21 protein-coding genes are annotated in these 23872 nt (G+C 55.5%); 9 read left to right on the top strand and 12 right to left on the bottom strand.

The features are described 5' to 3' along the window. Positions 1-31: 31 nt before the first annotated feature. From ppk1 to mgtE, 5 genes are all read left to right on the top strand, one after another. Entirely contained in the window at positions 32-2092 is a 2061-nt protein-coding gene (gene ppk1 / locus ACR8BN_RS05275) for a polyphosphate kinase 1 (protein WP_010260075.1), read from the top strand. A gap of 5 nt (positions 2093-2097) precedes the next feature. Next, positions 2098-3624, top strand: coding sequence for an exopolyphosphatase (gene ppx / locus ACR8BN_RS05270; protein ID WP_010260078.1), 1527 nt, complete (start codon positions 2098-2100; stop codon positions 3622-3624). A gap of 41 nt (positions 3625-3665) precedes the next feature. Continuing rightward, positions 3666-4280 (top strand): tellurite resistance methyltransferase TehB, encoded by a 615-nt coding sequence (tehB, locus tag ACR8BN_RS05265; protein ID WP_010671332.1) that lies wholly within the window; start codon positions 3666-3668, stop codon positions 4278-4280. A 101-nt stretch (positions 4281-4381) separates the two neighbouring features. After that, on the top strand, positions 4382-4567 hold the full coding sequence (locus tag ACR8BN_RS05260) for a YfgG family protein (protein WP_010671331.1): 186 nt from the start codon (positions 4382-4384) through the stop codon (positions 4565-4567). Between the two features lie 140 nt (positions 4568-4707). Next, the gene (gene mgtE, locus ACR8BN_RS05255) at positions 4708-6141 is read left to right on the top strand and encodes a magnesium transporter (RefSeq protein WP_010671330.1); all 1434 of its coding nucleotides are present in this window, start codon (positions 4708-4710) and stop codon (positions 6139-6141) included. A 3-nt stretch (positions 6142-6144) separates the two neighbouring features. Here the strand turns inward: mgtE and ACR8BN_RS05250 are convergent, their stop codons facing one another. Both ACR8BN_RS05250 and ACR8BN_RS05245 read right to left on the bottom strand, forming a co-directional pair. Beyond that, on the bottom strand, positions 6145-6642 hold the full coding sequence (locus tag ACR8BN_RS05250) for a helix-turn-helix transcriptional regulator (protein WP_022624132.1): 498 nt from the start codon (positions 6640-6642) through the stop codon (positions 6145-6147). A gap of 20 nt (positions 6643-6662) precedes the next feature. Further along, the gene (locus ACR8BN_RS05245; RefSeq protein ID WP_434747382.1) at positions 6663-6908 is read right to left on the bottom strand and encodes a hypothetical protein; all 246 of its coding nucleotides are present in this window, start codon (positions 6906-6908) and stop codon (positions 6663-6665) included. A 193-nt stretch (positions 6909-7101) separates the two neighbouring features. On the opposite strand from ACR8BN_RS05245, the gene ACR8BN_RS05240 reads away from it, so the two are divergent. Further along, positions 7102-7281: a hypothetical protein gene (locus tag ACR8BN_RS05240; RefSeq protein ID WP_022624131.1), complete on the top strand. Its 180-nt coding sequence runs from the start codon at positions 7102-7104 to the stop codon at positions 7279-7281. Between the two features lie 30 nt (positions 7282-7311). On the opposite strand, the gene ACR8BN_RS05235 is transcribed toward ACR8BN_RS05240, so the two are convergent. From ACR8BN_RS05235 to guaB, 3 genes are all read right to left on the bottom strand, one after another. Further along, entirely contained in the window at positions 7312-8085 is a 774-nt protein-coding gene (locus tag ACR8BN_RS05235) for a DUF3750 domain-containing protein (protein WP_434747381.1), read from the bottom strand. Positions 8086-8394: 309 nt separating this feature from the next. Further along, positions 8395-9975: a glutamine-hydrolyzing GMP synthase gene (guaA, locus tag ACR8BN_RS05230; protein ID WP_275102832.1), complete on the bottom strand. Its 1581-nt coding sequence runs from the start codon at positions 9973-9975 to the stop codon at positions 8395-8397. Between the two features lie 68 nt (positions 9976-10043). Then, positions 10044-11510 (bottom strand): IMP dehydrogenase, encoded by a 1467-nt coding sequence (gene guaB, locus ACR8BN_RS05225; RefSeq protein ID WP_031594021.1) that lies wholly within the window; start codon positions 11508-11510, stop codon positions 10044-10046. 168 nt (positions 11511-11678) lie between these two features. Here guaB and xseA point away from each other — a divergent pair, with 168 nt between their 5' ends. From xseA to ACR8BN_RS05210, 3 genes are all read left to right on the top strand, one after another. Beyond that, a complete protein-coding gene (xseA, locus tag ACR8BN_RS05220) occupies positions 11679-13052 on the top strand; it encodes an exodeoxyribonuclease VII large subunit (protein WP_434747573.1) in 1374 nt (457 codons plus the stop codon). Between the two features lie 111 nt (positions 13053-13163). Then, on the top strand, positions 13164-14177 hold the full coding sequence (locus tag ACR8BN_RS05215) for a M4 family metallopeptidase (RefSeq protein ID WP_010257519.1): 1014 nt from the start codon (positions 13164-13166) through the stop codon (positions 14175-14177). Then, a complete protein-coding gene (locus ACR8BN_RS05210; RefSeq protein ID WP_039390785.1) occupies positions 14174-14506 on the top strand; it encodes a protealysin inhibitor emfourin in 333 nt (110 codons plus the stop codon). The genes ACR8BN_RS05215 and ACR8BN_RS05210 overlap by 4 nt, the downstream gene beginning before the upstream one ends. Before the next feature lie 273 nt (positions 14507-14779). Here the strand turns inward: ACR8BN_RS05210 and ACR8BN_RS05205 are convergent, their stop codons facing one another. From ACR8BN_RS05205 to ispG, 7 genes are all read right to left on the bottom strand, one after another. Beyond that, positions 14780-17221: a glucose/quinate/shikimate family membrane-bound PQQ-dependent dehydrogenase gene (locus tag ACR8BN_RS05205; RefSeq protein ID WP_010257526.1), complete on the bottom strand. Its 2442-nt coding sequence runs from the start codon at positions 17219-17221 to the stop codon at positions 14780-14782. Between the two features lie 312 nt (positions 17222-17533). Further along, complete coding sequence (locus ACR8BN_RS05200) at positions 17534-17755, bottom strand: zinc ribbon domain-containing protein (protein ID WP_083069229.1); 222 nt, start codon at positions 17753-17755, stop codon at positions 17534-17536. A gap of 61 nt (positions 17756-17816) precedes the next feature. Beyond that, positions 17817-19307: a ribosome biogenesis GTPase Der gene (gene der / locus ACR8BN_RS05195; protein ID WP_010257536.1), complete on the bottom strand. Its 1491-nt coding sequence runs from the start codon at positions 19305-19307 to the stop codon at positions 17817-17819. Positions 19308-19481: 174 nt separating this feature from the next. Next, complete coding sequence (gene bamB, locus ACR8BN_RS05190) at positions 19482-20663, bottom strand: outer membrane protein assembly factor BamB (protein ID WP_031594239.1); 1182 nt, start codon at positions 20661-20663, stop codon at positions 19482-19484. Positions 20664-20682: 19 nt separating this feature from the next. Then, complete coding sequence (locus ACR8BN_RS05185; protein WP_039390780.1) at positions 20683-21300, bottom strand: YfgM family protein; 618 nt, start codon at positions 21298-21300, stop codon at positions 20683-20685. Between the two features lie 39 nt (positions 21301-21339). Continuing rightward, positions 21340-22614 carry a histidine--tRNA ligase gene (gene hisS / locus ACR8BN_RS05180; RefSeq protein ID WP_010257545.1) on the bottom strand — a complete coding sequence of 425 codons (1275 nt, stop codon included), beginning with the start codon at positions 22612-22614 and terminating at the stop codon, positions 21340-21342. A 105-nt stretch (positions 22615-22719) separates the two neighbouring features. Beyond that, positions 22720-23841, bottom strand: coding sequence for a flavodoxin-dependent (E)-4-hydroxy-3-methylbut-2-enyl-diphosphate synthase (gene ispG, locus ACR8BN_RS05175; RefSeq protein WP_003848692.1), 1122 nt, complete (start codon positions 23839-23841; stop codon positions 22720-22722). Positions 23842-23872: the final 31 nt, after the last annotated feature.

The following is a 23872-nucleotide window of genomic DNA, read 5'->3' as shown; positions in this document are numbered from 1 at the left end:
TTCAGTCCTGCAACCGCTAAATGGAGTGAGAATGGGTCAGGTAAAGCTTTATATTGAAAAAGAATTAAGCTGGTTATCCTTTAATGAACGGGTTTTGCAGGAAGCAGCAGACAAAAGCAATCCACTGATTGAGCGGATGCGCTTTCTGGGTATCTACTCCAATAATCTCGACGAATTCTATAAAGTGCGTTTCGCCGACCTCAAACGCCGCATTCTGATTGGTGAAGAGCAGGGTTCCGCCAGTACGCCACGCCATCTGTTTAAGAAAATTCAGCAGCGGGTGATGAAGTCCGATCAGGAGTTTGATGCGCTATATAACGATCTGCTGCTGGAGATGGCACGTAACCAGATCTTCCTGATCAACGAACGTCAGCTCTCATCCAATCAGCAGGCGTGGCTGCGCCACTACTTCAAGCACGAGCTGCGTCAGCATATCTCGCCGATTCTGATCACCCATGAAACGGATCTGACCGAATTCCTTAAAGATGACTACACCTATCTGGCGGTAGAGATAATTCGCGGTGACAATATTCAGTATGCGCTGCTGGAAATTCCGTCCGACAAAGTCCCGCGTTTCATCAATTTACCGGCTGAGCCACCGCGCCGCCGTAAGCCAATGATCCTGCTGGATAACATCTTGCGCTACTGCCTGGATGACATTTTTAAAGGTTTCTACGACTACGACGCGCTCAACGCCTATTCAATGAAAATGACGCGTGACGCCGAGTACGACCTGGTCACGGAGATGGAGTCGAGCCTGCTGGAGCTGATGTCCTCCAGCCTGAAGCAGCGACTGACGGCGGAACCGGTGCGTTTCGTCTACCAGCGCGATATGCCCGACACGATGGTGTCGCTGCTGTGCCACAAGCTTTCTATCTCAAACCTGGACTCTATCCTGCCAGGCGGTCGCTACCACAACTTCAAAGACTTTATCGGCTTCCCGAACGTCGGCAAAAACAACCTGGTAAACCGCCCGCTGCCGCAGATTCGCCACATCGGCTTTGATGGTTTCCGCAACGGCTTCGATGCGATTCGCAATCGCGACGTACTGCTCTACTACCCGTACCACACCTTTGAGCATGTGCTGGAGCTGCTGCGTCAGGCGTCGTTCGACCCCAGCGTGCTGGCGATCAAAATCAACATCTACCGCGTTGCTAAACATTCCCGCATCATGGATGCGATGATCCATGCCGCTTATAACGGTAAAAAAGTCACGGTGGTGGTGGAACTGCAGGCGCGCTTCGATGAAGAAGCCAATATTTACTGGGCGAAACGCCTGACTGAAGCGGGCGTGCATGTCATTTTCTCCGCACCAGGCCTGAAGATCCACGCCAAGCTGTTCCTGATTTCACGCCGCGAAGGCGAAGAGATTGTGCGCTACGCGCATATCGGTACCGGCAATTTTAACGAGAAAACCGCGCGTCTCTATACGGACTATTCGTTGCTGACCGCGGATGCGCGTATCACCAATGAAGTGCGTCGGGTGTTCAACTTTATTGAGAATCCCTATCGACCCGTGACGTTCGATCATCTGATGGTCTCGCCGCAGAACTCGCGCCGGATGCTGTATGAGCTAATCGATACCGAAATTGCTAATGCGCAGCAGAATAAGCCCTGCGGCATTACTCTGAAAATCAACAATCTGGTGGACAAAGGTCTGGTTGATCGGCTTTATACAGCCTCCAGCGTAGGGGTGAAGGTCAATCTTCTGGTGCGCGGAATGTGCTCATTAATCCCTGACTTGCCCGGGATCAGTGAAAATATTCGTGTCATCAGTATTGTTGACCGTTATCTGGAACACGATCGCGTCTATATTTTTGAGAATGGCGGCGATAAGAAGGTGTTCCTCTCCTCCGCTGACTGGATGACACGTAACATTGATTACCGTATCGAAGTGGCAGTGGCGATTCTCGATCCCCACATCCGGCAGCGCATACTCGACATTATTGCTATTCAGTTGAGTGATACGGTGAAAGCCCGCATCGTCGATAAAGAGTTGAGTAACCATTACGTCCAGCGCGGCAATCGTCGTAAAGTGCGATCGCAGCTGGCCATTTATGATTACATCAAGAAACTGGAACAACCTGAATAAATCCTATGCCAATTTCTCATAAAAGTACGCCAAAACCCCAGGAGTTTGCGGCGATTGACCTGGGCTCGAACAGTTTCCATATGGTGATTGCGCGGGTTGTCGATGGTGCGATGCAGGTACTGGGCCGCCTTAAGCAGCGCGTCCATCTGGCTGACGGGCTGGATGCCCGGCACAACCTCAGCGAGGAAGCGATGGAGCGGGGGTTAGCCTGCCTGGCCCTGTTCGCCGAGCGCCTGCAGGGGTTCAGTCCGAGCAACGTGACGATTGTCGGTACCCATACGCTGCGCGAGGCGGTCAACGCCGAAACCTTCCTGCAACGTGCGGCCGAGGTGATCCCCTATCCGATAGAGGTGATTTCGGGCCATGAAGAGGCTCGCCTGATCTTTATGGGCGTTGAACATACCCAGCCGGAGAAAGGCCGCAAGCTGGTGATCGATATCGGCGGCGGATCAACCGAGCTGGTCATTGGCGAGGATTTTGAACCGCAACTGGTTGAGAGCCGACGCATGGGTTGCGTCAGTTTCGCCCAGCTCTATTTCCCGAAAGGTGAAATCAGCCGTGAAAACTTCCGTCGCGCCCGTTTAGCGGCCGCGCAGAAGCTGGAAACGCTGGCGTGGCAATATCGTCTGCATGGCTGGCAATATGCGCTGGGCGCGTCCGGCACCATCAAAGCCGCCTGCGAAGTGCTGCTGGCGATGGATGAAAAAGAGAAGCTGATTACGCCTGAGCGCCTCGAAAAGCTCTATGACGAGGTGATGAAACACAAATCCTTTGCTGCACTCAGCCTGCCGGGTCTGTCGGAAGAGCGTAAAGGCGTGTTTGTACCCGGGCTGGCGATTCTGTGCGGCGTCTTTGATGCGCTGGCCATTCGCGAATTGCGCCTCTCCGACGGTGCGCTGCGTGAAGGTGTGCTCTATGAGATGGAGGGCCGTTTCCGCCATCAGGATATTCGCAGCCGTACGGCACAGAGTCTGGCGAACCATTACGCTATCGACAGCGATCAGGCACGACGTGTGCTCGACACCACCGAGCAGCTTTATCTGCAGTGGCGCGAGCAGAATCAGAAACTGGCGAATCCACAACTAGCCGCACTGCTGAAATGGGCGGCGATGCTGCACGAAGTGGGCCTGACCATCAATCACAGCGGCCTGCAACGCCATTCAGCCTATATTCTGCAAAACACCAACCTGCCGGGCTTCAATCAGGATCAGCAGATGCTGCTGGCGGCGCTGGTCAGATTCCATCGTAAAGCGATAAAGCTTGATGAGCTGCCGCGCGTGACGCTGTTCAAGAAAAAGCAGTTTGTGCCGCTGATTTTCCTGCTGCGCCTGGGTACCCTGCTGAATAATCAGCGACAGGCCACCACGCGTCCGGAGGCGTTAACCCTGAAATGCGATGACGGCCACTGGACGCTGACCTTCCCGGCGGGCTACTTCACGCAGAACAACCTGGTTCAGCTCGATCTTGAACGGGAGCAGGTTTACTGGAATGACGTCACGGGATGGAAACTAATCCTCGAAGAAGAAGTCTGACAACCCGTGCGCCTGGCGCCCGTTTAACTGAATTGATGAATATGACACAACCAACCGCACCACTTTCAGGCGAAAACTATTTTGCCGAAACCTATGGTTTAACGCCGCCCCACTCCGAAGTGGTTGCGGCGCTGCCCCAGCTCAACGTCGGCAAGGCGCTTGACCTTGGCTGTGGCGTGGGACGCAATACGCTGTTTCTGAATCAGCACGGTTTTGACGTCACGGCGTGGGATCATAACCCGCAAAGCCTGGCGCGCCTGCAGGAAATTATTGCGCAGGAAAATCTCAGCGGCATTCATACCGAGCAGCGCGACCTGAACAACACGCGCTTTAATGGCGGCTTCAACTTTGTGCTGTCGACCGTGGTGATGATGTTCCTTCAGCCGCAGACTATTCCGCAGCTGATTGCCGACATGCAGGCCTGTACGGTCAGAGACGGTTTTAACCTGATCGTGGCGGCGATGAACACGGACGATATGCCCTGCCCGGCTGATTTCTCCTTTGCGTTTAAATCAGGTGAGCTCAGCCACTACTACCGCAACTGGCACATCGTGAAGTACAACGAGCACCCCGGTCAGCTGCATCGCACAGATGAAAATGGCAACCGCATCACCTGTCGGTTTGCGACGCTGCTGGCGCAAAAAGCGAGTTACTGATCTTTATCTGCTGTTTTTTTCAACAGCGATTGATTTCATCAGGCGACTGTGACTAAATATTGCAGTCGCCCCAGATGGGGTCATTACAGGAACCACCCCGCGTGAACAGCGCTATTTCTCCCCGAAGACGTCAAAAAACCGGCACCATGACCCGCATTGTGCTGCTGATTAGTTTTATCATTCTTTTTAGTCGCCTGATTTTTATCCTGCCTGCTGCCTTCGAGCATCATCAGCAACAGAAAGCTATTCCTGAACCGGTTGCCATAACATCAGGCGATACGCGATAGCGAATAACCAATAACGACATTTCGCCTGAAACGCACCTGAAACTTAAACGTTATCCAGATAACTGGACTCTTTTTTGCATCCCTTTTTCAGGCGAAACGCTACACTTCGTGCTGGTGCTTTCAGACTTAAGGGATCCAATGTGTCTGCCTCTCACTCTCAACGTTTAAGTGAAATACGTCATCGCATTCTGACGCTGCTGCTCAGCGAGCACGATCTGGTTGATGCCCTGCTGGAGAAATCGGGCGATCTCAATCCTGAACAGCAACGTGAAAATGCGGCCCAGCGTGACGCGCTGGAACAGGACATTCTGCAACTGCATGCCGCTGACCTCGCGGATATTCTCGAAGCCCTGCCCGAGGAAGAACGTCAGGCGCTGTGGCGGCTGGTGCCGAACGAGCGGCGCGGCCATGTGCTGGTTGAAGCGTCTGAAACGGTCTGGGCCAGCCTCACCGAAGAGATGAGCGACCGCGATATCCTGCGCGCTATCCAGCCGCTGGATATCGACGATCAGGTCTGGCTGGCGCGTTATCTGCCACGTGACCTGACCGGACGCCTGCTGGCAACTGTGGAGCCCGCCCTGCGCGCCCGCATGCTCGATATGGTGCAGCTTGACCGTGACCGCGTGGGCCGGGTGATGGATTTTAATATCCTTACGGTGCGTGAAGATGTCACGCTTGCAACAGTGCAACGCTTTCTGCGCAAGCGCAAAAGCATGCCGGGCGGTACCGATAAACTCTTTATCACCAATAAAGATAATCAGCTGCTGGGCGAGCTGCTGCTGACGGACATCCTGCTTAACAAACCCAAAACCCTGGTGAGCGACGTGATGAACGCCCGCCCTACCACCTTCCAGCTTAACGATAAGGCCGAAGACGCAGCCAGCGCCTTTGAACGTTATAACCTCATTTCTGCCGCCGTCACCGACGCCAAAGGCAAGCTGATTGGCCGCGTGACCATTGAAGACATCATCGACCTGGTGAATGCCGAAAACGAAAGCAACATCCGTAAAATGGGGGGGATCAGTCAGGAAGAGGATGTGTTTGCGCCGGTGCGTAAATCGGTACGTAAACGCTGGGCCTGGCTGGCGATTAACCTCTGCACCGCCTTTGTCGCCTCACGGGTTATCGGGCTGTTTGAAGGGACGATTTCGCAAATCGTGGCGCTGGCCACGCTGATGCCGATCGTCGCGGGTATAGGCGGCAATACCGGTAATCAGACCATCACCATGATTGTGCGGGCGCTGGCCTTACATCAGGTTGAACCGGGCAACTTTTCGTTTTTGATCGTCCGCGAACTTGGCGTGGCGCTGATCAACGGCCTGTTCTGGGGCGGCATCATGGGCGGTATCACCTGGCTGATGTATGACAATATGGCGCTGGGCGGCGTTATGATGCTGGCCATGGCGCTGAATCTGCTGCTGGCCGCGCTGATGGGCGTGCTGGTGCCGCTGGTCATGACTAAAATGAATCGCGATCCCGCCGTCGGATCCAGCGTATTGATCACCGCCCTTACCGACACCGGCGGCTTCTTTATTTTCCTGGGGCTGGCGACGATTTTCCTGCTGCCGCACTGATCGTCAGGCTTGCAGGCCGTAACGTTGCAGCGACCCGTTAAGATTGCGCTGCCGCGTTACCTGTGCCAGCTCTCGGGTCGCCGCAGGCAGCGTATAGTTACCACGCTGACTCAGCCACTCCAGCACATCCGCTAAGTGCCAGATGGCGGTTTTACCGTCATGCACCGGTAGCGGAAACGGCGGGCGGTGGCTGAGCATCAGCTTACGCATATTCTGACGCGTCATGCCGATGATCTCCGCCACATCCGTCAATCCCACAAAATCGGGTGCGGCTTCCACCAGCGTGGCTCCCGGTATCGCACGCAGCACATCCTCTTCTGCCTGCTTCAATACATCCGTTGCGGAGTCAGACTCGCGGGTGAACTCCAGTGCAATTCTGCCCGGCATGCCCAGGCCGATTAGCGCATCATCACAGCCTGCCGCTGCCAGCGTTTCCAGCAGTTCATCCACCGGCGCGTGCCCTTCCGGCAGGCTGAACCGTAATGTGAAACAATATTCCATATGCTTCTCCTTGTGCTGCATCAGGACTTCCGATAGTGACAGTTGTCGACCACGCGCCGCAGCGCACGGGCATTCTGATGTGCGTTTTTTGGTGTGCTCCAGATACAGGTCAGACAAAACTCCCCACATCGGCACATCAACAGATTTTTCGGACAGTACATTTTGCCCCAGGCGTGATGGCCTCCCGTGACGACCAGCCAGCCATGGGATTCGCCGTAACGTAACGCCGTTTCGATCTCTTTGTTGGGATGCCGCTTCCTTGCCATGTTTTTCCCTATCCTGACGCTGAATTGATAAGTTGTCAACTGACAACCCGATGAAATTATCTTAGTGCAGCTCAGCATGCGCAGACTTTTTCTCGCAGTAAAACAGTCAGGGTATAAACTGGAAAACGTCACACAAAAAACGATCAGCGCCAGAAGTCATCTGGCAGCAGAAACGATTAACAACGGAGGCAATATGTTTAAAGCAGAGGATTTTGTTCAGTCGAAAACCGGCGGCCCGAAAATGCAGGTGCTGCGCGTCGAAGGTGACACCTTATGGTGTGCACGCGTTGATGATGCAGCGAAAAAAGAGATCGAAGTGAAAGCAGAGAGCGTCAATCTCTATCACGAAGAGGGTGACTTTGGCGTGTGCTGAGGTGAAACGGCCCCTGACGGGGCCAGACTGTCAGGGCTTATCCTGCTGAAGGTTGTCACTTCCCAGGCCGCCAATAAACGGCAGACGCAGCCGGAACGGTGTGAAATCGACTCCCATATTCAGGCCCAGCAGATTTACTTCAAATCCCTCTTCTGCACCCAGCGTCACTCCCACCACGCCCAGAATCGACACCTGCAGGCCGCGCCCGGATGGCGGCAGCCCGACCGGACGCCACAGTGGCCGGTAATCTTTACCCAGCGCATTAGCGGGCAGATCAAGCCTTAAAGCGGGTACTTCGCGGCCAATATGCGCCAGGAAGGTGTTGCTGTTCGGTCCTGGCCAGGCGCGGTAGGTTGTCGGCCACGGATAGGATTGAATGGCGGCTTCAATCTGCGGGATCATCGCTTCTGCTTCCGGTCCGCGATGTTCCACCAGCAGCCGCGGTTTTGCGCCATACCAGTAGCCATCAGGCAGGTTGGTGTTGCGCCGGACTTTATCGCCGCTGCCCCAGCTAATCACTTCGTAGCGAGTGAAACGCGTTTCACCTGCGCGCTTGAAGATGATCCACGGATGCACCGCCACCGCCCCTTTCCAGCCATAGGTCGGCGCAGCATAGACCTGTACAATAGCCAAGCTATATAAAGCGCGCGGGTCGGGTGCTATCCCGGACGAATCACGTCGGGCGGTCGCCCAGCCGCCCGGCTCTGCGGTTTCGCTGTGACGCGTCGCCTGCGCAATGCTGGCTCCCAGCGATAGCAGCAGTACGGCAACAAAAAACAGGCTGAACACTTTAAGTGAGAGCATGACAACATTCCTGGTGACGTAAGAATCGCGAATCGCCTGTTCAGCAGGCGGTTTCAGTAAGCGGCGGCTTTGGGATACGGACGATCGATGAAAGCGGCGGGTAAGAGCGGGACACAACTGACGTCAGTTGCGGGCTTTTACTGCATGGAGGATAGCGTAATTCACAGTAAAGTGAACATGAAAACACCAGCGATGGACCTGGATGCGCTGAAAGGTTAAAACAGCGAGTCTGCGCACGGTCAGAGCAATAAAAAAGCCCGCTGGGGAGCGGGCTTCAGAATTATCAGGGCTTAACTGGCTGAGGCCAGGTTATTCCCACTCAATCGTCGCTGGTGGCTTACCGCTGATGTCATACACCACGCGGGAGATGCCGTCGACTTCATTGATGATGCGGTTAGAGACACGACCCAGGAACTCATACGGCAGGTGGGCCCAGTGTGCGGTCATAAAGTCGATGGTTTCCACCGCACGCAGCGAGACAACCCAGTCATATTTGCGGCCATCGCCCATCACGCCGACTGAACGTACCGGCAGGAAGACGGTGAACGCCTGGCTGACTTTGTTATAGAGATCCGCTTTATGCAGCTCTTCAATGAAGATGGCATCGGCACGGCGCAGCAGGTCGCAATACTCTTTCTTCACTTCGCCCAGCACGCGCACGCCCAGACCTGGACCCGGGAACGGATGGCGATAGAGCATGTCGTAAGGCAGGCCCAGCTCCAGACCAATCTTACGCACTTCATCTTTGAACAGCTCACGCAGCGGCTCAACCAGGCCCATCTTCATCTCTTTCGGCAGGCCGCCGACGTTGTGATGCGATTTGATGACGTGCGCCTTACCGGTTGCAGAGGCCGCAGACTCAATGACATCCGGATAGATGGTGCCCTGTGCCAGCCACTTAACGTCCTGCAGCTTCAGCGCTTCTTCGTCGAAGACTTCCACAAAGACGCGACCGATAATTTTACGTTTCGCTTCCGGCTCATTCTCACCTGCCAGCGCGTCGAGGAAGCGCGCTTCGCCTTCAACGTGAATAATGTTGAGGCCGAAGTGGTCGCCAAACATATCCATAACCTGTTGTGCTTCGTTCAGGCGCAGCAGGCCGTTATCCACGAACACGCAGGTCAGTCGGTCGCCAATGGCGCGATGCAGCAGCATTGCCGTCACGGAGGAGTCAACACCACCTGACAGGCCGAGGATCACTTTGTCGCTGCCGACCTGCACACGCAGGCGTTCAACCGCATCTTCAATGATTTTGGCTGGCGTCCACAGGGCTTCACATTCACAGATGTCGATAACGAAGCGCTCAAGCATCCGCAGGCCCTGGCGGGTATGGGTCACTTCCGGGTGGAACTGCACGCCGTAGAAACGCTTCTCTTCGTTAGCCATGATGGCGAACGGACAGGTTTCTGTGCTGGCAACGGTCACGAAGTCAGCCGGGATCGCCGTGACTTTGTCGCCGTGGCTCATCCAGACATCCAGCAGCGGTTTGCCAGCGGCGCTGATCGCATCTTCAATATCGCGAACCAGGGCGCTTGGCGTCGTCACTTCAACCTGCGCATAACCAAACTCGCGCTCGGTTGAGCCAGCAACGGTGCCGCCCAGCTGCATCGCCATCGTCTGCATACCGTAGCAGACACCCAGCACCGGCACGCCAGCGCTGAAGACATATTCAGGCGCACGCGGGCTGTTCAGTTCGGTGGTGCTCTCCGGGCCACCGGAAAGGATGATGCCGCTTGGATTGAACTGGCGAATCTGCTCTTCGGTGACATCCCATGCCCAGAGTTCACAGTAAACGCCCAGCTCGCGCACGCGACGTGCAACCAGCTGAGTATATTGTGAGCCGAAATCGAGAATCAGAATGCGATGCTTATGGATATTTTCCGTCGTCATTGAGGGTTTTCCAGAACGGTGACTTAATCAATAAAAGCGCCCGGCTGAAGCCGGGCGAGAAATCGGGATTATGAACCCATGCGGTAGTTCGGTGACTCTTTGGTGATGGTCACATCATGCACGTGGCTCTCATTGATGCCGGCGCCGCTGATGCGGACAAACTCCGCCTTAGTGCGCAGGTCATCAATGGTCGGGCAACCGGTCAGGCCCATGCACGAGCGCAGTCCGCCCATCTGCTGATGCACGATCTCTTTCAGACGGCCTTTATAGGCCACGCGACCTTCGATACCTTCCGGTACCAGTTTGTCAGCGGCGTTATCAGTCTGGAAGTAGCGGTCAGAAGAGCCTTTAGACATCGCGCCCAGTGAACCCATACCGCGATAGGATTTGAACGAACGGCCCTGATAGAGTTCGATCTCGCCCGGTGACTCTTCGGTCCCCGCCAGCATCGAACCGACCATGACACAGGACGCACCGGCGGCGATCGCTTTCGCGATGTCACCGGAGAAACGGATACCGCCATCGGCAATCACCGGAATACCGGTGCCTTCCAGCGCGGTAACTGCGTCAGAGACGGCAGTGATCTGCGGAACGCCCACGCCGGTCACGATACGGGTAGTACAAATAGAGCCCGGGCCGATACCCACTTTAACGGCGCTGACACCTGCCGCCACCAGCGCCAGTGCGCCAGCACCAGTGGCTACGTTGCCGCCAACGATTTCAAGGTCCGGGTATTTGGCACGGGTTTCACGGATACGTGACAGCACGCCTTCAGAATGGCCGTGTGAAGAGTCAATCAGCAGCACGTCAACGCCCGCTGCAACCAGCGCATCGATACGCTCTTCGTTACCTGCACCGGCGCCAACTGCCGCACCGACACGCAGACGACCCTGCGCATCTTTACAGGCGTTAGGTTTACGTTCGGCTTTCTGGAAATCTTTAACGGTGATCATGCCCAGCAGATGGAAGCTGTCATCCACCACCAGCGCTTTCTCAACGCGCTTTTCATGCATCCTGTGCAACACGACATCGCGCGCTTCGCCCTCTTTTACCGTAACCAGACGATCTTTCGGGGTCATGACTGCAGAGACAGGCTGTGAAAGGTCAGTGACAAAGCGCACGTCACGACCGGTGATGATACCCACCAGTTCGTTGTCGCGGTTAACCACCGGATAGCCCGCAAAGCCGTTGCGCTCGGTCAGCGCTTTAACGTCAGCCAGTGGGGTGGTTGGCAGGACGGTCTGTGGTTCAGTCACCACGCCGCTTTCATGTTTCTTCACCTTGCGCACTTCGTCCGCCTGGCGTTCGATTGACATATTTTTATGGATGAAGCCAAGGCCGCCTTCCTGTGCCAGCGCAATCGCCAGACCCGACTCGGTCACGGTGTCCATAGCAGCGGAGAGCATAGGAATATTTAAACGGATATTTTTGGTCAGCTGGGTGCTGAGATCGGCCGTATTCGGCAGGACGGTGGAGTGTGCAGGGACGAGCAGAACGTCGTCAAAAGTGAGTGCTTCTTTAGCGATTCTTAACATGGCAATACTCCACCTCGGGTGATTGAGAATAGATAAAATATTGCCGCGGCATTATACAGGCCGTAATCGATTGCCTCCAGCATTATTTACGAAAAACTCTTGATCCGCACTGACAGCCCTGTAGTATCGATGAATTAACCTGCTGATTTGGAATTTGATCTTCGTCACATGTCGCTGCCACCCATCGCCAATATTTTTACCGTCAGCCGTCTCAATACGACAGTGCGTCAGCTGCTGGAGAAAGAGATGGGCCTGGTCTGGATCAGCGCCGAGATCTCCAACTTCACGCAACCGGCATCCGGTCACTGGTACTTCACGCTGAAAGATGATGGCGCTCAGGTTCGCTGTGCTATGTTCCGCAACAGCAACCGACGCGTCACCTTCCGTCCGCAGCATGGTCAGCAGGTGCTGGTGCGCGCCAACATCACTCTCTATGAGCCACGCGGTGACTATCAGCTGATAGCCGAAAGTATGCATCCGGCGGGTGAAGGCTTGCTGCAGCAGCAGTTTGAACTGCTGAAAGCAAAACTGACCACCGAAGGACTGTTTGATCCGCAGCATAAGCAACCGCTGCCGGAACCGGCGCGTCAGGTCGGGGTAATCACCTCTTCCACCGGCGCGGCGCTGCACGATGTGTTACGCGTGCTGCATCGCCGTGATCCCTCTCTGCCCGTGGTCATCTATCCGACCGTGGTTCAGGGCGTCGATGCGCCAGCGGCTATCGTCCGCGCAATTGAAATCGCCAACCTGCGCAACGAGTGCGACGTATTAATTGTCGGACGCGGCGGCGGTTCGCTGGAAGATTTGTGGGGCTTTAACGATGAACGCGTGGCGCGCGCCATTTTTGCCAGCCGCATTCCCATCGTCAGCGCGGTGGGTCATGAAACCGATGTCACCATTGCCGACTTCGTCGCCGATTTACGTGCACCCACCCCTTCCGCCGCGGCTGAAATTGTCAGCCGTAACCAGCTGGAGTTGCTGCGTCAGTTGCAGTCACAGCAACAGCGGCTGGAGATGGCGATGGATTACTACCTGGCACGTCAGCAGCGGCTTTACTCCCGCCTTGAACATCGTCTGCAACAGCAGCATCCGCAGCTGCGTCTGGCCCGTCAGCAGACCGCCCTGTTCCGCCTGCAGCAGCGACTGGGTGAAGCGATGGAAAACCGCCTGCGTCACTCTACGCGTCAGCAGGATCGCCTGTCGCATCGACTCAACGCCCAGCAGCCTCAGCAGCGGCTGTTCGATGCGCAAAAACAGCTGCAAAGCTGGCACTACCGCCTGCAGCAGAGCATGACAAAACAGCTGAGCACCAGCAAACAGCACTTTGGTCAGTTGGTGGCGCAGCTGGAAGGCGTCAGCCCGCTGGCGACGCTGGCGCGTGGTTTTAGCGTGACCACCGACACCGCCGGACAGGTGGTGAAGAAAACCGCACAGCTCCAGAGCGGCGACCTGCTCCGTACCCGTCTTGATGATGGCTGGGTTGAAAGCCAGGTGACGCAGTTACTGCCTGAGAAAAAGCGCCGCCGCAAAACCGCCTCCTGACTCTGCCCATCAGCTCACACTTTTACACTTAACGCTGGCCTCACTAATGAGGTCTAACCCGCCTGACGGGTCTATACTTTCTGGTACATTCCTAATGCCAAGGAGTTTCAGATGGCTTATTGCGTTATTCCTCCCTATATCCTTCGCAAAATCATCGCGCACGGTTCCGGCCACCAGCAGGAGCAGGCGCGTCGCACCCTGACACACGTCCAGCACCTGATGGCGGAACACTGGCAAAAGCAGCCGGTGGCAAAAACCGCGGCAGGCGGCCACGTGGATCGTGAAATTTATGATGCGCAAAGTCAGCAGACCCTGCCAGGTAAGCTGATTCGTCAGGAGGGCCAGCCCGGCAATGACGACGTGGCGGCTGAGGAAGCCTGGAACTATCTTGGCGTAACCTATGACTTCTTCTGGCAGGCTTATCAGCGTAACTCGCTGGATAATCAGGGGCTGAAGTTGCTCGGTACCGTGCACTACGGTGACAAGTACCAGAACGCCTTCTGGAACGGTCAGCAAATGGTATTTGGTGATGGTGACGGCGAAATCTTTAATCGCTTCACCATCGCGATTGACGTTGTGGCGCACGAACTGGCGCATGGCGTGACGGAAAATGAAGCCGGCTTGATCTACTTTGAGCAGGCTGGTGCACTGAACGAGTCGCTGTCAGATGTGTTTGGCTCGCTGGTGAAACAGTTCAGTAAAAAACAGCGTGCCGATGAGGCGGACTGGATTATCGGCGAAGGCCTGCTGGCAAGCGGCATCAATGGGCGTGGTCTGCGCTCAATGTCTGAACCTGGTTCCGCCTATGATGACCCGATGCTGGGCAAAGATCCGCAACCGGCGCACATGGATCACTACGTGAAGACACGCGAAGATAATGGCGGGGTTCATATCAATTCCGGTATTCCTAACCGGGCTTTTTATCTGGCAGCAACAGCGCTGGGTGGTTATGCGTGGGAACAGGCGGGATATGCCTGGTATGACACGGTGTGTGACGACGAACTGCCACAGGATGCTGACTTTAAGACCTTTGCCCGCTTCACCGTTCAGCATGGTAAAAAACGGTTCAATGAATCGGTTGGCAGTGCCATTGAACAGGCGTGGAAGGAGGTTGGCGTGCTATGAGTGACCTGCCCGAACTCACTGATGACGCCACCATCATCGTCGCGCGTGAAGGCGGCATGGCTTTTATTCCGGGGCTACGCGCCGAACGACGCTTTATGCTGGGCGATCTGCCGCCGCCAGAAAGAGAGCGCGTCTGCCATGCGCTGCAGCAGGCGATGCCGCTGGGCGAACCGGAGGAGAAAGCCGCGCAGGTGGGCAGTGGCGACCAGCGCTATTTTCGCATCCAGATTCAGTATGCCACCCGCCGCGAGGTTGGCACCATTGTGTTGTTGATTCCGGAACAGGTGGCGCCGCCTGAGTTGCAGGCGCTGTGGCGCGACGGCAAATAAGCAAAAAAAAGGCCGACTATTATGTCGGCCCTCAGACTGCTGATAATCCGATGTTCATCTGTTAGCGACAAATGAGCTTAAAGCGAAGGTAACACGTTCAGAGGAGGAAAGCGTCCCGCGCCATGGACGGCGTGGGCCGAGCAGTCATGGATGACGATTTTGCGACTTTCCGATCTGACCGTGTTCCCTGAGCATGCTCGGGCTTACAGCAAACCAGGCAAGACTTTTCCGTAAAAAAGGGCCGACAATGTCGGCCCTTTTCATTAAGCGTTGTTACTTGCTGTCTGGCAGCGCGTAAGCAATCACATAATCACCACGGTCCGGTGACTGACGTGCGCCACCTGCCGAGATCAGGATGTACTGCTTTCCATCTTTCGGTGAGACGTAGCTCATCGGGCCACCCTGACTGCCCACCGGCAGACGTGCTTTCCACACCTCTTTACCGGTTGAAGAGTCAAAGGCGCGCAGATAGTAATCCTGCGTACCCGCGATGAACACCAGGCCGCCCTGCGTGGCCAGCGTACCGCCCAGCGTTGGCATGCCAACCGGCATTTTCACGCGCATCTTGATACCGAATGGTCCGGTATCCTGCACCGTGCCGACCGGCACCTGCCAGACGATTTTCTGCGTTTTCATGTCAATCGCCGACAGCGTACCAAATGGCGGTTTCTGACATGGGATACCCAGCGGTGACATAAAGCGATTTTTATTCACAGCATATGGCGTACCTTTCAGCGGAACGGCACCCATACCGGTGTTGATCGCTTCGCCGCCGTTGCTGCCGCGCGCAATATTGCTGGTATCAGCCGGGATCATCTGAACCCACAGACCCAGACGCATATCATTGACGAACAACAGGTGGTTGTTCGGATCGACCGACATGCTGCCCCAGTTCATACCGCCCAGCGAACCCGGGAAGCTCAGAGACTTGTCGGTGTCCGGCACGGTGAACAGGCCGTCATAGCGCATGGATTTGAAGCCAATGCGGCAGGCCAGCTGATCAAACGGCGTGGCACCCCACATGTCAGACTCTTTCAGCGTCTGGTTGCCAATCTGCGGCATCCCGGTCGAATGTGGCTGCGTTTTGGTGTACTGCTCGTTCGGGATATGACCCTGCGGCATCGGCAGTTCTTCGACTTTAGTCAGCGGCTTGCCGGTCATACGGTCAAGAACGAAGATCATGCCGGTTTTGCCGCCAATCACTACCGCTGGTGTGGTAGTGCCATCTTTTTGCGGAAAGTCGATCAGGCTTGGCTGCATCGGCAGGTCAAAGTCCCACAGATCGTTATGCACGGTCTGATAGACCCACTTCTCTTTACCGGTCGTGGCATCCAGCGCCAGAACCGATGCGCCATATTTATGATCCAGTTCAGTACGGTTCGCACCCCAGAGGTCAACCGACGAACTGCCCATTGGAATGAACACGGTGTTCATTGCCGGGTCGTAAGACATCGGTGCCCATGAATTTGGCGTACTGCGGGTATAATCTTTACCCGGCATCAATATCGCATTCGGGTCAACATTGCCTGGGTCAAACGCCCAGCGCATCTGGCCGGTGATAACGTCAAAGCCACGCAACACGCCACCCGGCATATCCGTCTGCACGTTATCCGCTACGCGACCGCCGACCACCACAGTGGTGCCAGCCAGGGTTGGCGCTGAGGTCAGCTGATATTGCGGATCCGGTGCCTTGCCCATGCCCGCTTTGAGATCAACGATGCCGTGATCGCCAAAGTTTTCACAGAACTCACCGTTGTCAGCATTGATCGCAATCAGACGCGCGTCGATGGTGTTCATCAGAATACGACGCTGACAGCTGTCACCGGCTGGCAACACTGCGGCAGTCACAGGTGAAGACCCCGGCTTATCTGGCTGCTGCAGCGGTTTCGTGGCGTCAAAGTAAGCCAGACCACGACAGCGCGGCCAGACTTCCGCTTTGGCATTGATTTCACGTTTCCAGATCTGCTTACCGCTGTTGGCTTCAACGGCGATGACGTTGTTGTGCGGTGTGCAGAGATAAAGGGTATTGCCAATCTGCAACGGTGTCTGCTGATCTTCTGCGCCGTTGCCGGTCGGGCTGACAGGGGTATCACCGGTGCGGAAGGTCCAGGCCACCTGCAGATCTTTCACGTTGTCGCGGGTGATTTGATCCAGCGCCACAAAGCGGCTGCCCTGCGGGGTATTACCGTAGTTATCCCAGTCTTTCTGCTGTTTCGCTTTATCTACCGGGATCAGCGGCAGCTCTTCGCCCGTGCCTGCAACGGTAGGATGTGGCTGGAACATCTGCACCAGCGTAACAACCATGCCTGCCGCCAGCAGCGCAGAGAACGCATAAGAGGGTTTTGCCAGTGAGTGCTTACCTTCATGCTTACGCAGTGAAGGCCAGATCAGGAAGGCAAGCAGCATCAGTCCGGCAGGCACCATCAGGCGTGATACCAGCGGCCAGAACTCCAGGCCCGCGTCGAACAGCGACCAGATCAGGGTGCCGACAAAGACCAGCAGGAACAGAACCACTGCCGAGGATTTGCGACGGAAGAACTGAATTGCGGAGAGTACAGTGACGATACCCGCAATTAAAAAGTACCCGCTGCCACCAAGTGCAACCAGTTTGCCGCCGCCAATTGCAAAAAACAGACCGGTGGCAAGCAGCACCAGTCCGAGCAGCACGGATGCTATTCCCAGCCCCTTTCCGGAGCGGGAGGATGTTTCAGCCATAATACTTACTCTCCTGAATAAACAGAGCGCCCGGACAGATGCCATCCGGACGCCGGCGCGTTAAGTCAGTCCGCGCCGGGCACCGCTCGGTTTCAAATCAAATATAAACAGACCCGCGTCCGTGAGATCGATGGGCCGGAAGAACACGGATGTGGCTGGCCCCTCCCACGACGCGGCAGGATTGTACCACCTGGTACATTACAGAGTGAACATCTACAACCCATTTGTTACGGCGCAATAGCATTTTTGCTACAAAATAAGCCAGTCGTCGCTCTGCACTCTCAGACGTTTTAAGCGTAGCTGAAAGCGACGTCAGTGACCTGGCGGCTGGAAAAGGACGCGCTTGCGGGAGATGAGGCCATGTCCGTTCCGGCAAAAATAGTCCACCGCGCCGCAGGCTTTAAGCACCTCAAGCGGCTGATGACACTCCGGACAGCAGGGTTGTGCGGGGTAATGCGTACCGCAGGTAATACAGATAAATTCACCATCGCTGAGCGACAGCGGTTGCTGACATTTTTCGCAAATAGTAGTCACTATTTTCTCCCTGCTCCGGTTTATTCAGGGCAAAAAAAGAGGGCCAGATGGCCCTCTATTCTTAACGCTTGTTCTTTTTCATATGCGCCAGCAGACGCTTACGTTTACGCTGCTGCGTTGGCGTCAGCAGGTTACGTTTGCCTTCATAAGGGTTATCACCCTCTTTGAACTGAATACGAATTGGCGTTCCCATCACGTTGAGTGATTTACGGAAATAGTTCATCAGGTAGCGTTTGTAAGAATCGGGCAGATCCTTAACCTGATTACCGTGGATTACCACGATAGGCGGGTTATAACCACCGGCATGCGCGTATTTAAGCTTAACGCGACGACTGCGCACCAGCGGTGGCTGGTGATCGTCTGCCGCCATATTCATGATGCGGGTCAGCAGCGAGGTGTTTACGCGCTTCGTCGAACAGTCATAGGCTTCAGTGATCGACTCAAACAGATTGCCGACGCCGCTGCCGTGCAGCGCAGAGATAAAGTGGATGCGAGCGAAGTCGATAAAGCCCAGACGGTAGTCCAGTGTCTCTTTCACTTCATCGCGAACTTCCTGCGACAGGCCATCCCATTTGTTGACCACAATCACCAGCGAACGACCACTGTTGAGAATGAAGCCAAGCAGCGACAGATCCTGATCGGAAATACCGGCATGGGCATCAATGACCAGCATCACCACGTTGGCATCTTCAATCGCCTGCAGCGTCTTGATCACCGAGAATTTCTCTACGGTGTCAGAGATTTTGGCACGCTTACGCACGCCCGCCGTGTCGATCAGAACGTATTCACGTCCATCACGCTCCATCGGAATATAGATGCTGTCGCGGGTGGTGCCCGGCATATCGTAGACCACCACGCGGTCTTCACCGAGAATACGGTTAGTAAGCGTTGACTTACCTACGTTAGGACGGCCAACAATCGCCAGTTTGATTGGCAGGCCCGTCGGGTCGAAGTTTTCTTCTTCCTCGGCGGCTTCCTGCTCAGCAATCTCGTCAGCTTCAAGCGCAGCCCAGTACGCCTGATTCTCTTCTTCTTCCGTGAGCTCGACCGTCTCAACTTTGTCCATCCATGGCAGCAATGCCTCTTCTATCAGGCTGCTGACACCACGACCATGCGATGCCGCAATGGCGTGAATCTCGCCCAGGCCCAGTGAATAGAAGTCCACAACCGCCTGATCAGGATCCATCCCGTCAGTTTTGTTGGCCACTAGGAAAGTCGCTTTCTGGCGGGAACGGAGATGCTTAGCGATTTGCTGATCGGCGGCCATCATGCCCGCACGCGCATCGACCATAAACAGCACGACATCCGCTTCTTCAATCGCCAGCAGTGACTGCTCGGCCATCCGCGTTTCAACACCCTCTTCGGTGCCGTCGATACCACCGGTATCAATAACAATAAATTCGCGCCCTTCCACTTCGGCGCGACCATATTTGCGATCGCGAGTCAGTCCAGGAAAATCCGCTACCAGCGCATCACGTGTGCGGGTTAAGCGGTTAAATAGCGTAGATTTTCCCACATTGGGACGCCCAACCAGCGCGACCACAGGTACCATAACAAAATGCCTCAATAAATAATTAATCGCCCGAATGGCGTGATTATAACGGCTCTGGCCGTCAAGTTCAGGCTTAAGGCGCAAAGAATACCATGCCTGACTAAAAACGAAACGGCCCCTGATTAAATCAGGAGCCGTCGGAACGGAGGATTTCACCTGCCAGACGTTTACCCGTTAACGGGTAATCGCATAAACCTCACCATCTTTCGACTGGATCAGCAGCTTATCGCTGGCGACCACCGGCTCGGTCTGGAAGCCGGAGCTATCCAGTTCCTGCTGCGCAACAAAACGACCATCCGTGGTGTTCAGCCAGTGCAGATAACCTTCGCTGTCGCCGACAACCAGATAGCCGTTGTAGAGCACCGGCGAAGTCAGGTTGCGATGCAGCAGATCGCTTTGACGCCAGATGGCGACACCGCCGTCAGCGTTAAGCGCAATCACACGATCGTCCTGATCGACCAGATAGATGCGGCCGGCATCAACAATCAGATCTTTCACACCGCCAATTTCGCGTTTCCACAAAATCTGGCCGGAACGCAGATCCAGTGCTGTCAGATTGCCATTGTACGCCAGCGCGTAAACCACGCCATTGACGATAACCGGTGTGGTATCGACATCGTTCAGACGATCGATCTCAGTGGCACCGCTGACCTGGGAAATACGCTGCTGCCAGATCAGTTGTCCCTGGTTCAGCACCACGGCACTGACACGACCGTTGTCGCCCCCGACAATCGCGCCACCAAAAGCGACAGCCGGAGCAGATTCACCGCGCAGAGACAACGCTGGCATATCCAGGTTGACGCTCCACTTCACGGCACCGCTGCTCTGATCCAGACCCTGCAACATGCCGTTGCTGGTATGAACCAGCACCAGACCATCGCTGACTACCGGACGTGACAGGGCTTCACCGGCGACTTTCGTCTGCCACGCCAGGCTGCCATCACTGCTGTTAAGGGCATAAACCTGGCCGCGCTCGCTGCCAACATAGACCCGATCGCCATCAGCCGTCAGGCCACCTGATAACATGGCTGAGCGGTTTTTAGAGAAGAAGCCGGTTTTCTCAGAGAGATCGACTTTCCATTTTTCTTTACCGTCTGCGGCATCCAGCGCTTTGACGATACCAAAGCGGTCGGCAGCATAAACCGTATTATCCTGCCAGGCAGGATGCAGATTTGAGTAGAAATCACCGACACCATCGCCTACTGAGGTGCTCCACACTTTCTGTGGCGTGAACTGATTTTCCACCTTCGGCAACGGGGCCATTTTTACTACATCTTCTTCGCCGCTAAACAGCGAACAACCGCTGAGCAAAGTGACTGAAATCAGTCCCGGCAGCAGGTATTTACGTAATTCCATGCGCTCTCTCTTGACTGGCTTAGCTTAAGTTATTCATCTTCATCTGCATCATTTGCTTCAATGCCGGAGAGGCGTCAGATTCAACCCCTTTACTCCATGCATCGCGCGCGCCCTGCTTGTCACCTTTGGTCAGCAGCGCTTCGCCGCGAATATCGGCCACAATGGCTGTCCAGCCATCACCCTTCACACCGTCAAGGGTTTTAAGCGCCGCATCCGCTTGATTCTGTTGCAGTTGAATGCGTGCCAGGCGCAGGTTAATCACCGCCTGCAGATTGGCATCTTTGGTATCTTTCAGTCCGTTTTGCAGCAGCGTCGCGGCTTTATCAAGCTGACCGGCGTCAACATACTGCTTCGCCAGATCCATTGCAGCCAGCGCACCGTAGGTGTTGCTGTTTTCACTGGCAAAACGGTCTACCGCTTCCAGCGTCTCCGGTTTGCCGGCCTGCATGGCGCTGGTGAGCTGCTGATACTGCGCTGATACTGTCTTCGCCGTATCGTCCTGATGACTGCTCCAGTAACGCCAGCCGCCCAGCGCAGCAATGCCGATCACCACGCCAATAGCTAACGCTTTGCCATTGTTGGCAAAAAAGTTGCGCAGCGCGTCGGTCTGCTCGTTCTCATTGCTATACACTTCCACGCAATCCCTCTCCTTTCTATGGTTGGTGCTGTGTCACGCTTACTGTAACAGCGAGCGCAAGACAGCAGCAGCCTCTGCCTGATCCAGCGTTTGCTGCTCGCCACGGCGCAGATCTTTAATGACGACCTGACCGGCTTTGACCTCATCCTCGCCTAACACCAGTGCGACGCGAGCGCCCCACTTGTCAGCACGGGCAAATTGTTTCTTGAAGTTGCCGCCACCAAAGTTGGTCATCAGCCTCAGTTCTGGCGCTTCATCACGCAATTTCTCAGCCAGCTGCATTGCTGCAGACTGCACGCCCTGACCTGAAGCGATAACATAGACATCCACATTGCTCGTCGGTTCAAATTCAGGATTAACCGCCTGAACCAGCAGCACCAGACGCTCCATCCCCATGGCAAAGCCAACGGCAGGTGTTGCGCGCCCACCGAGCTGCTCAACCAGGCCATCATAGCGACCACCACCACATACCGTGCCCTGTGAACCCAGGCTATCGGTGACCCACTCAATCACGGTGCGATTGTAATAATCAAGCCCGCGTACCAGACGCTGATTGACGGTGTAGCTGATCCCGGCGTCATCCAGCAGGGCACACAGGCCGCTGAAATGTTCGCGTGATTCGTCATCAAGATAGTCGCCAAGCTGTGGCGCATCATTCAGTAACTGCTGAATATCGGGATTTTTAGTGTCGAGAACGCGCATCGGATTGGTGTACATGCGGCGTTTGCAATCCTCATCCAGCACCTCTTTGTGCTGTTCAAGGAAGGCGACCAGCGCGTCGCGGTAATGCGCGCGTGCTTCCAGCGAACCGATAGAGTTGAGTTCCAGACGAACGTGCTCAGAGATACCCAGGGCTTTCCACCAGCGGGCGTTCAGCATGATCAGTTCAGCATCAATGTCCGGTCCCTGCAGACCAAACACTTCCACGCCAATCTGGTAGAACTGACGATAGCGGCCTTTCTGCGGACGCTCATAGCGGAACATCGGGCCCATATACCACAGGCGCTGCTCCTGGTTGTAGAGTAAACCGTGTTCAATACCGGCTCGCACGCAACCTGCAGTGCCTTCCGGACGCAGCGTCAGGCTTTCACCGTTGCGGTCTTCGAAGGTATACATCTCTTTTTCAACCACGTCGGTGACTTCACCGATGGCGCGTTTAAACAGTGGGGTTTGTTCCACCAGCGGTAAGCGAATTTCGCTGTAACCGTAGCTCGCCAGCGTCTGCTTGAGAACGCCTTCAATCCGTTGCCAGAGGGCGGTATCCGCAGGCAGGTAGTCGTTCATCCCGCGAATCGCCTGAATATTCTTCGCCACGTTAGAATCTCTTAATGCAAAAAAACCTGTCCGGCATCATACCTTATGAGGATGAAACCGCACAGGTTCAGTCAAAAAAGTCACGCACGCAGACCGCGTACGCCATTATTTTTCCAGATGCTGCACATCAATACGGCGACTGGCATCCAGCATCGACGCTTTAGCACGAATGCGCGCTTCCAGCTGATCGATCATGTCATTGTTGTCGAGACGATCGCGCTGACGCACACCATCCTCATAGAAACCACTCTTCTTGCTGCCGCCGGTTACGCCCAGCGTAGAGAGGGTCGCCTCGCCGGGTCCGTTGACCACGCAGCCGATAATGGAGACATCCATCGGGGTGATCAGGTCTTCCAGACGCTGCTCCAGCGCGTTGACCGTGCCGATAACGTCGAACTCCTGACGTGAGCAGGTCGGACAGGCGATGAAGTTGATGCCACGAGAACGGATGCGCAGTGACTTCAGGATATCGAAACCGACTTTGACTTCTTCTACCGGATCGGCGGCCAGCGAGATACGCAGCGTATCGCCGATCCCTTCTGACAGCAGCAGACCCAGTCCAATCGCCGATTTCACTGCGCCTGCCCGCGCGCCGCCCGCTTCGGTGATACCGAGATGCAGTGGCTGTTCAATCTGTTTCGCCAGCAGACGATAAGATTCAACCGCGAGGAAGACGTCAGAGGCTTTGACGCTGACTTTGAATTGATCGAAGTTAAGACGGTCGAGATGATCGACATGGCGCATGGCAGATTCCAGCAGCGCCTGCGGCGTCGGCTCGCCATACTTTTCCTGCAGATCTTTTTCCAGCGAACCGGCGTTCACGCCAATTCGAATCGGAATATTGTTGTCGCGCGCGCAGTCGACCACCATGCGGATGCGCTCATTGTTCCCGATATTACCGGGATTGATGCGCAGGCAGTCGACGCCATACTCGGCGACTTTCAGGGCGATGCGGTAGTCAAAATGAATATCTGCAACCAGCGGGACGTTTACCTGCTGTTTGATCAGTCTGAATGCTTCTGCGGCATCCATGGTAGGCACCGAGATACGAACGATGTCGACACCGACTCGCTCAAGGGCTTTGATCTGATTTACCGTCGCCTCCACGTCAGTGGTGCGGGTGTTGGTCATCGACTGGACAGCGATGGGTGCGCCGTCACCGACCGGCACCTTGCCGACGTAAATGCGTTTGGATTTACGACGGATAATGGGTGCTTCGTTATGCATATTTCTTCTCCACAATTGCCCGGTACGCGAT

It is taken from the genome of Pantoea sp. Lu_F5_004, from assembly GCF_051136245.1.
Classification (GTDB): domain Bacteria; phylum Pseudomonadota; class Gammaproteobacteria; order Enterobacterales; family Enterobacteriaceae; genus Pantoea; species Pantoea agglomerans.
This window is presented reverse-complemented; position numbering and strand designations above follow the sequence as displayed.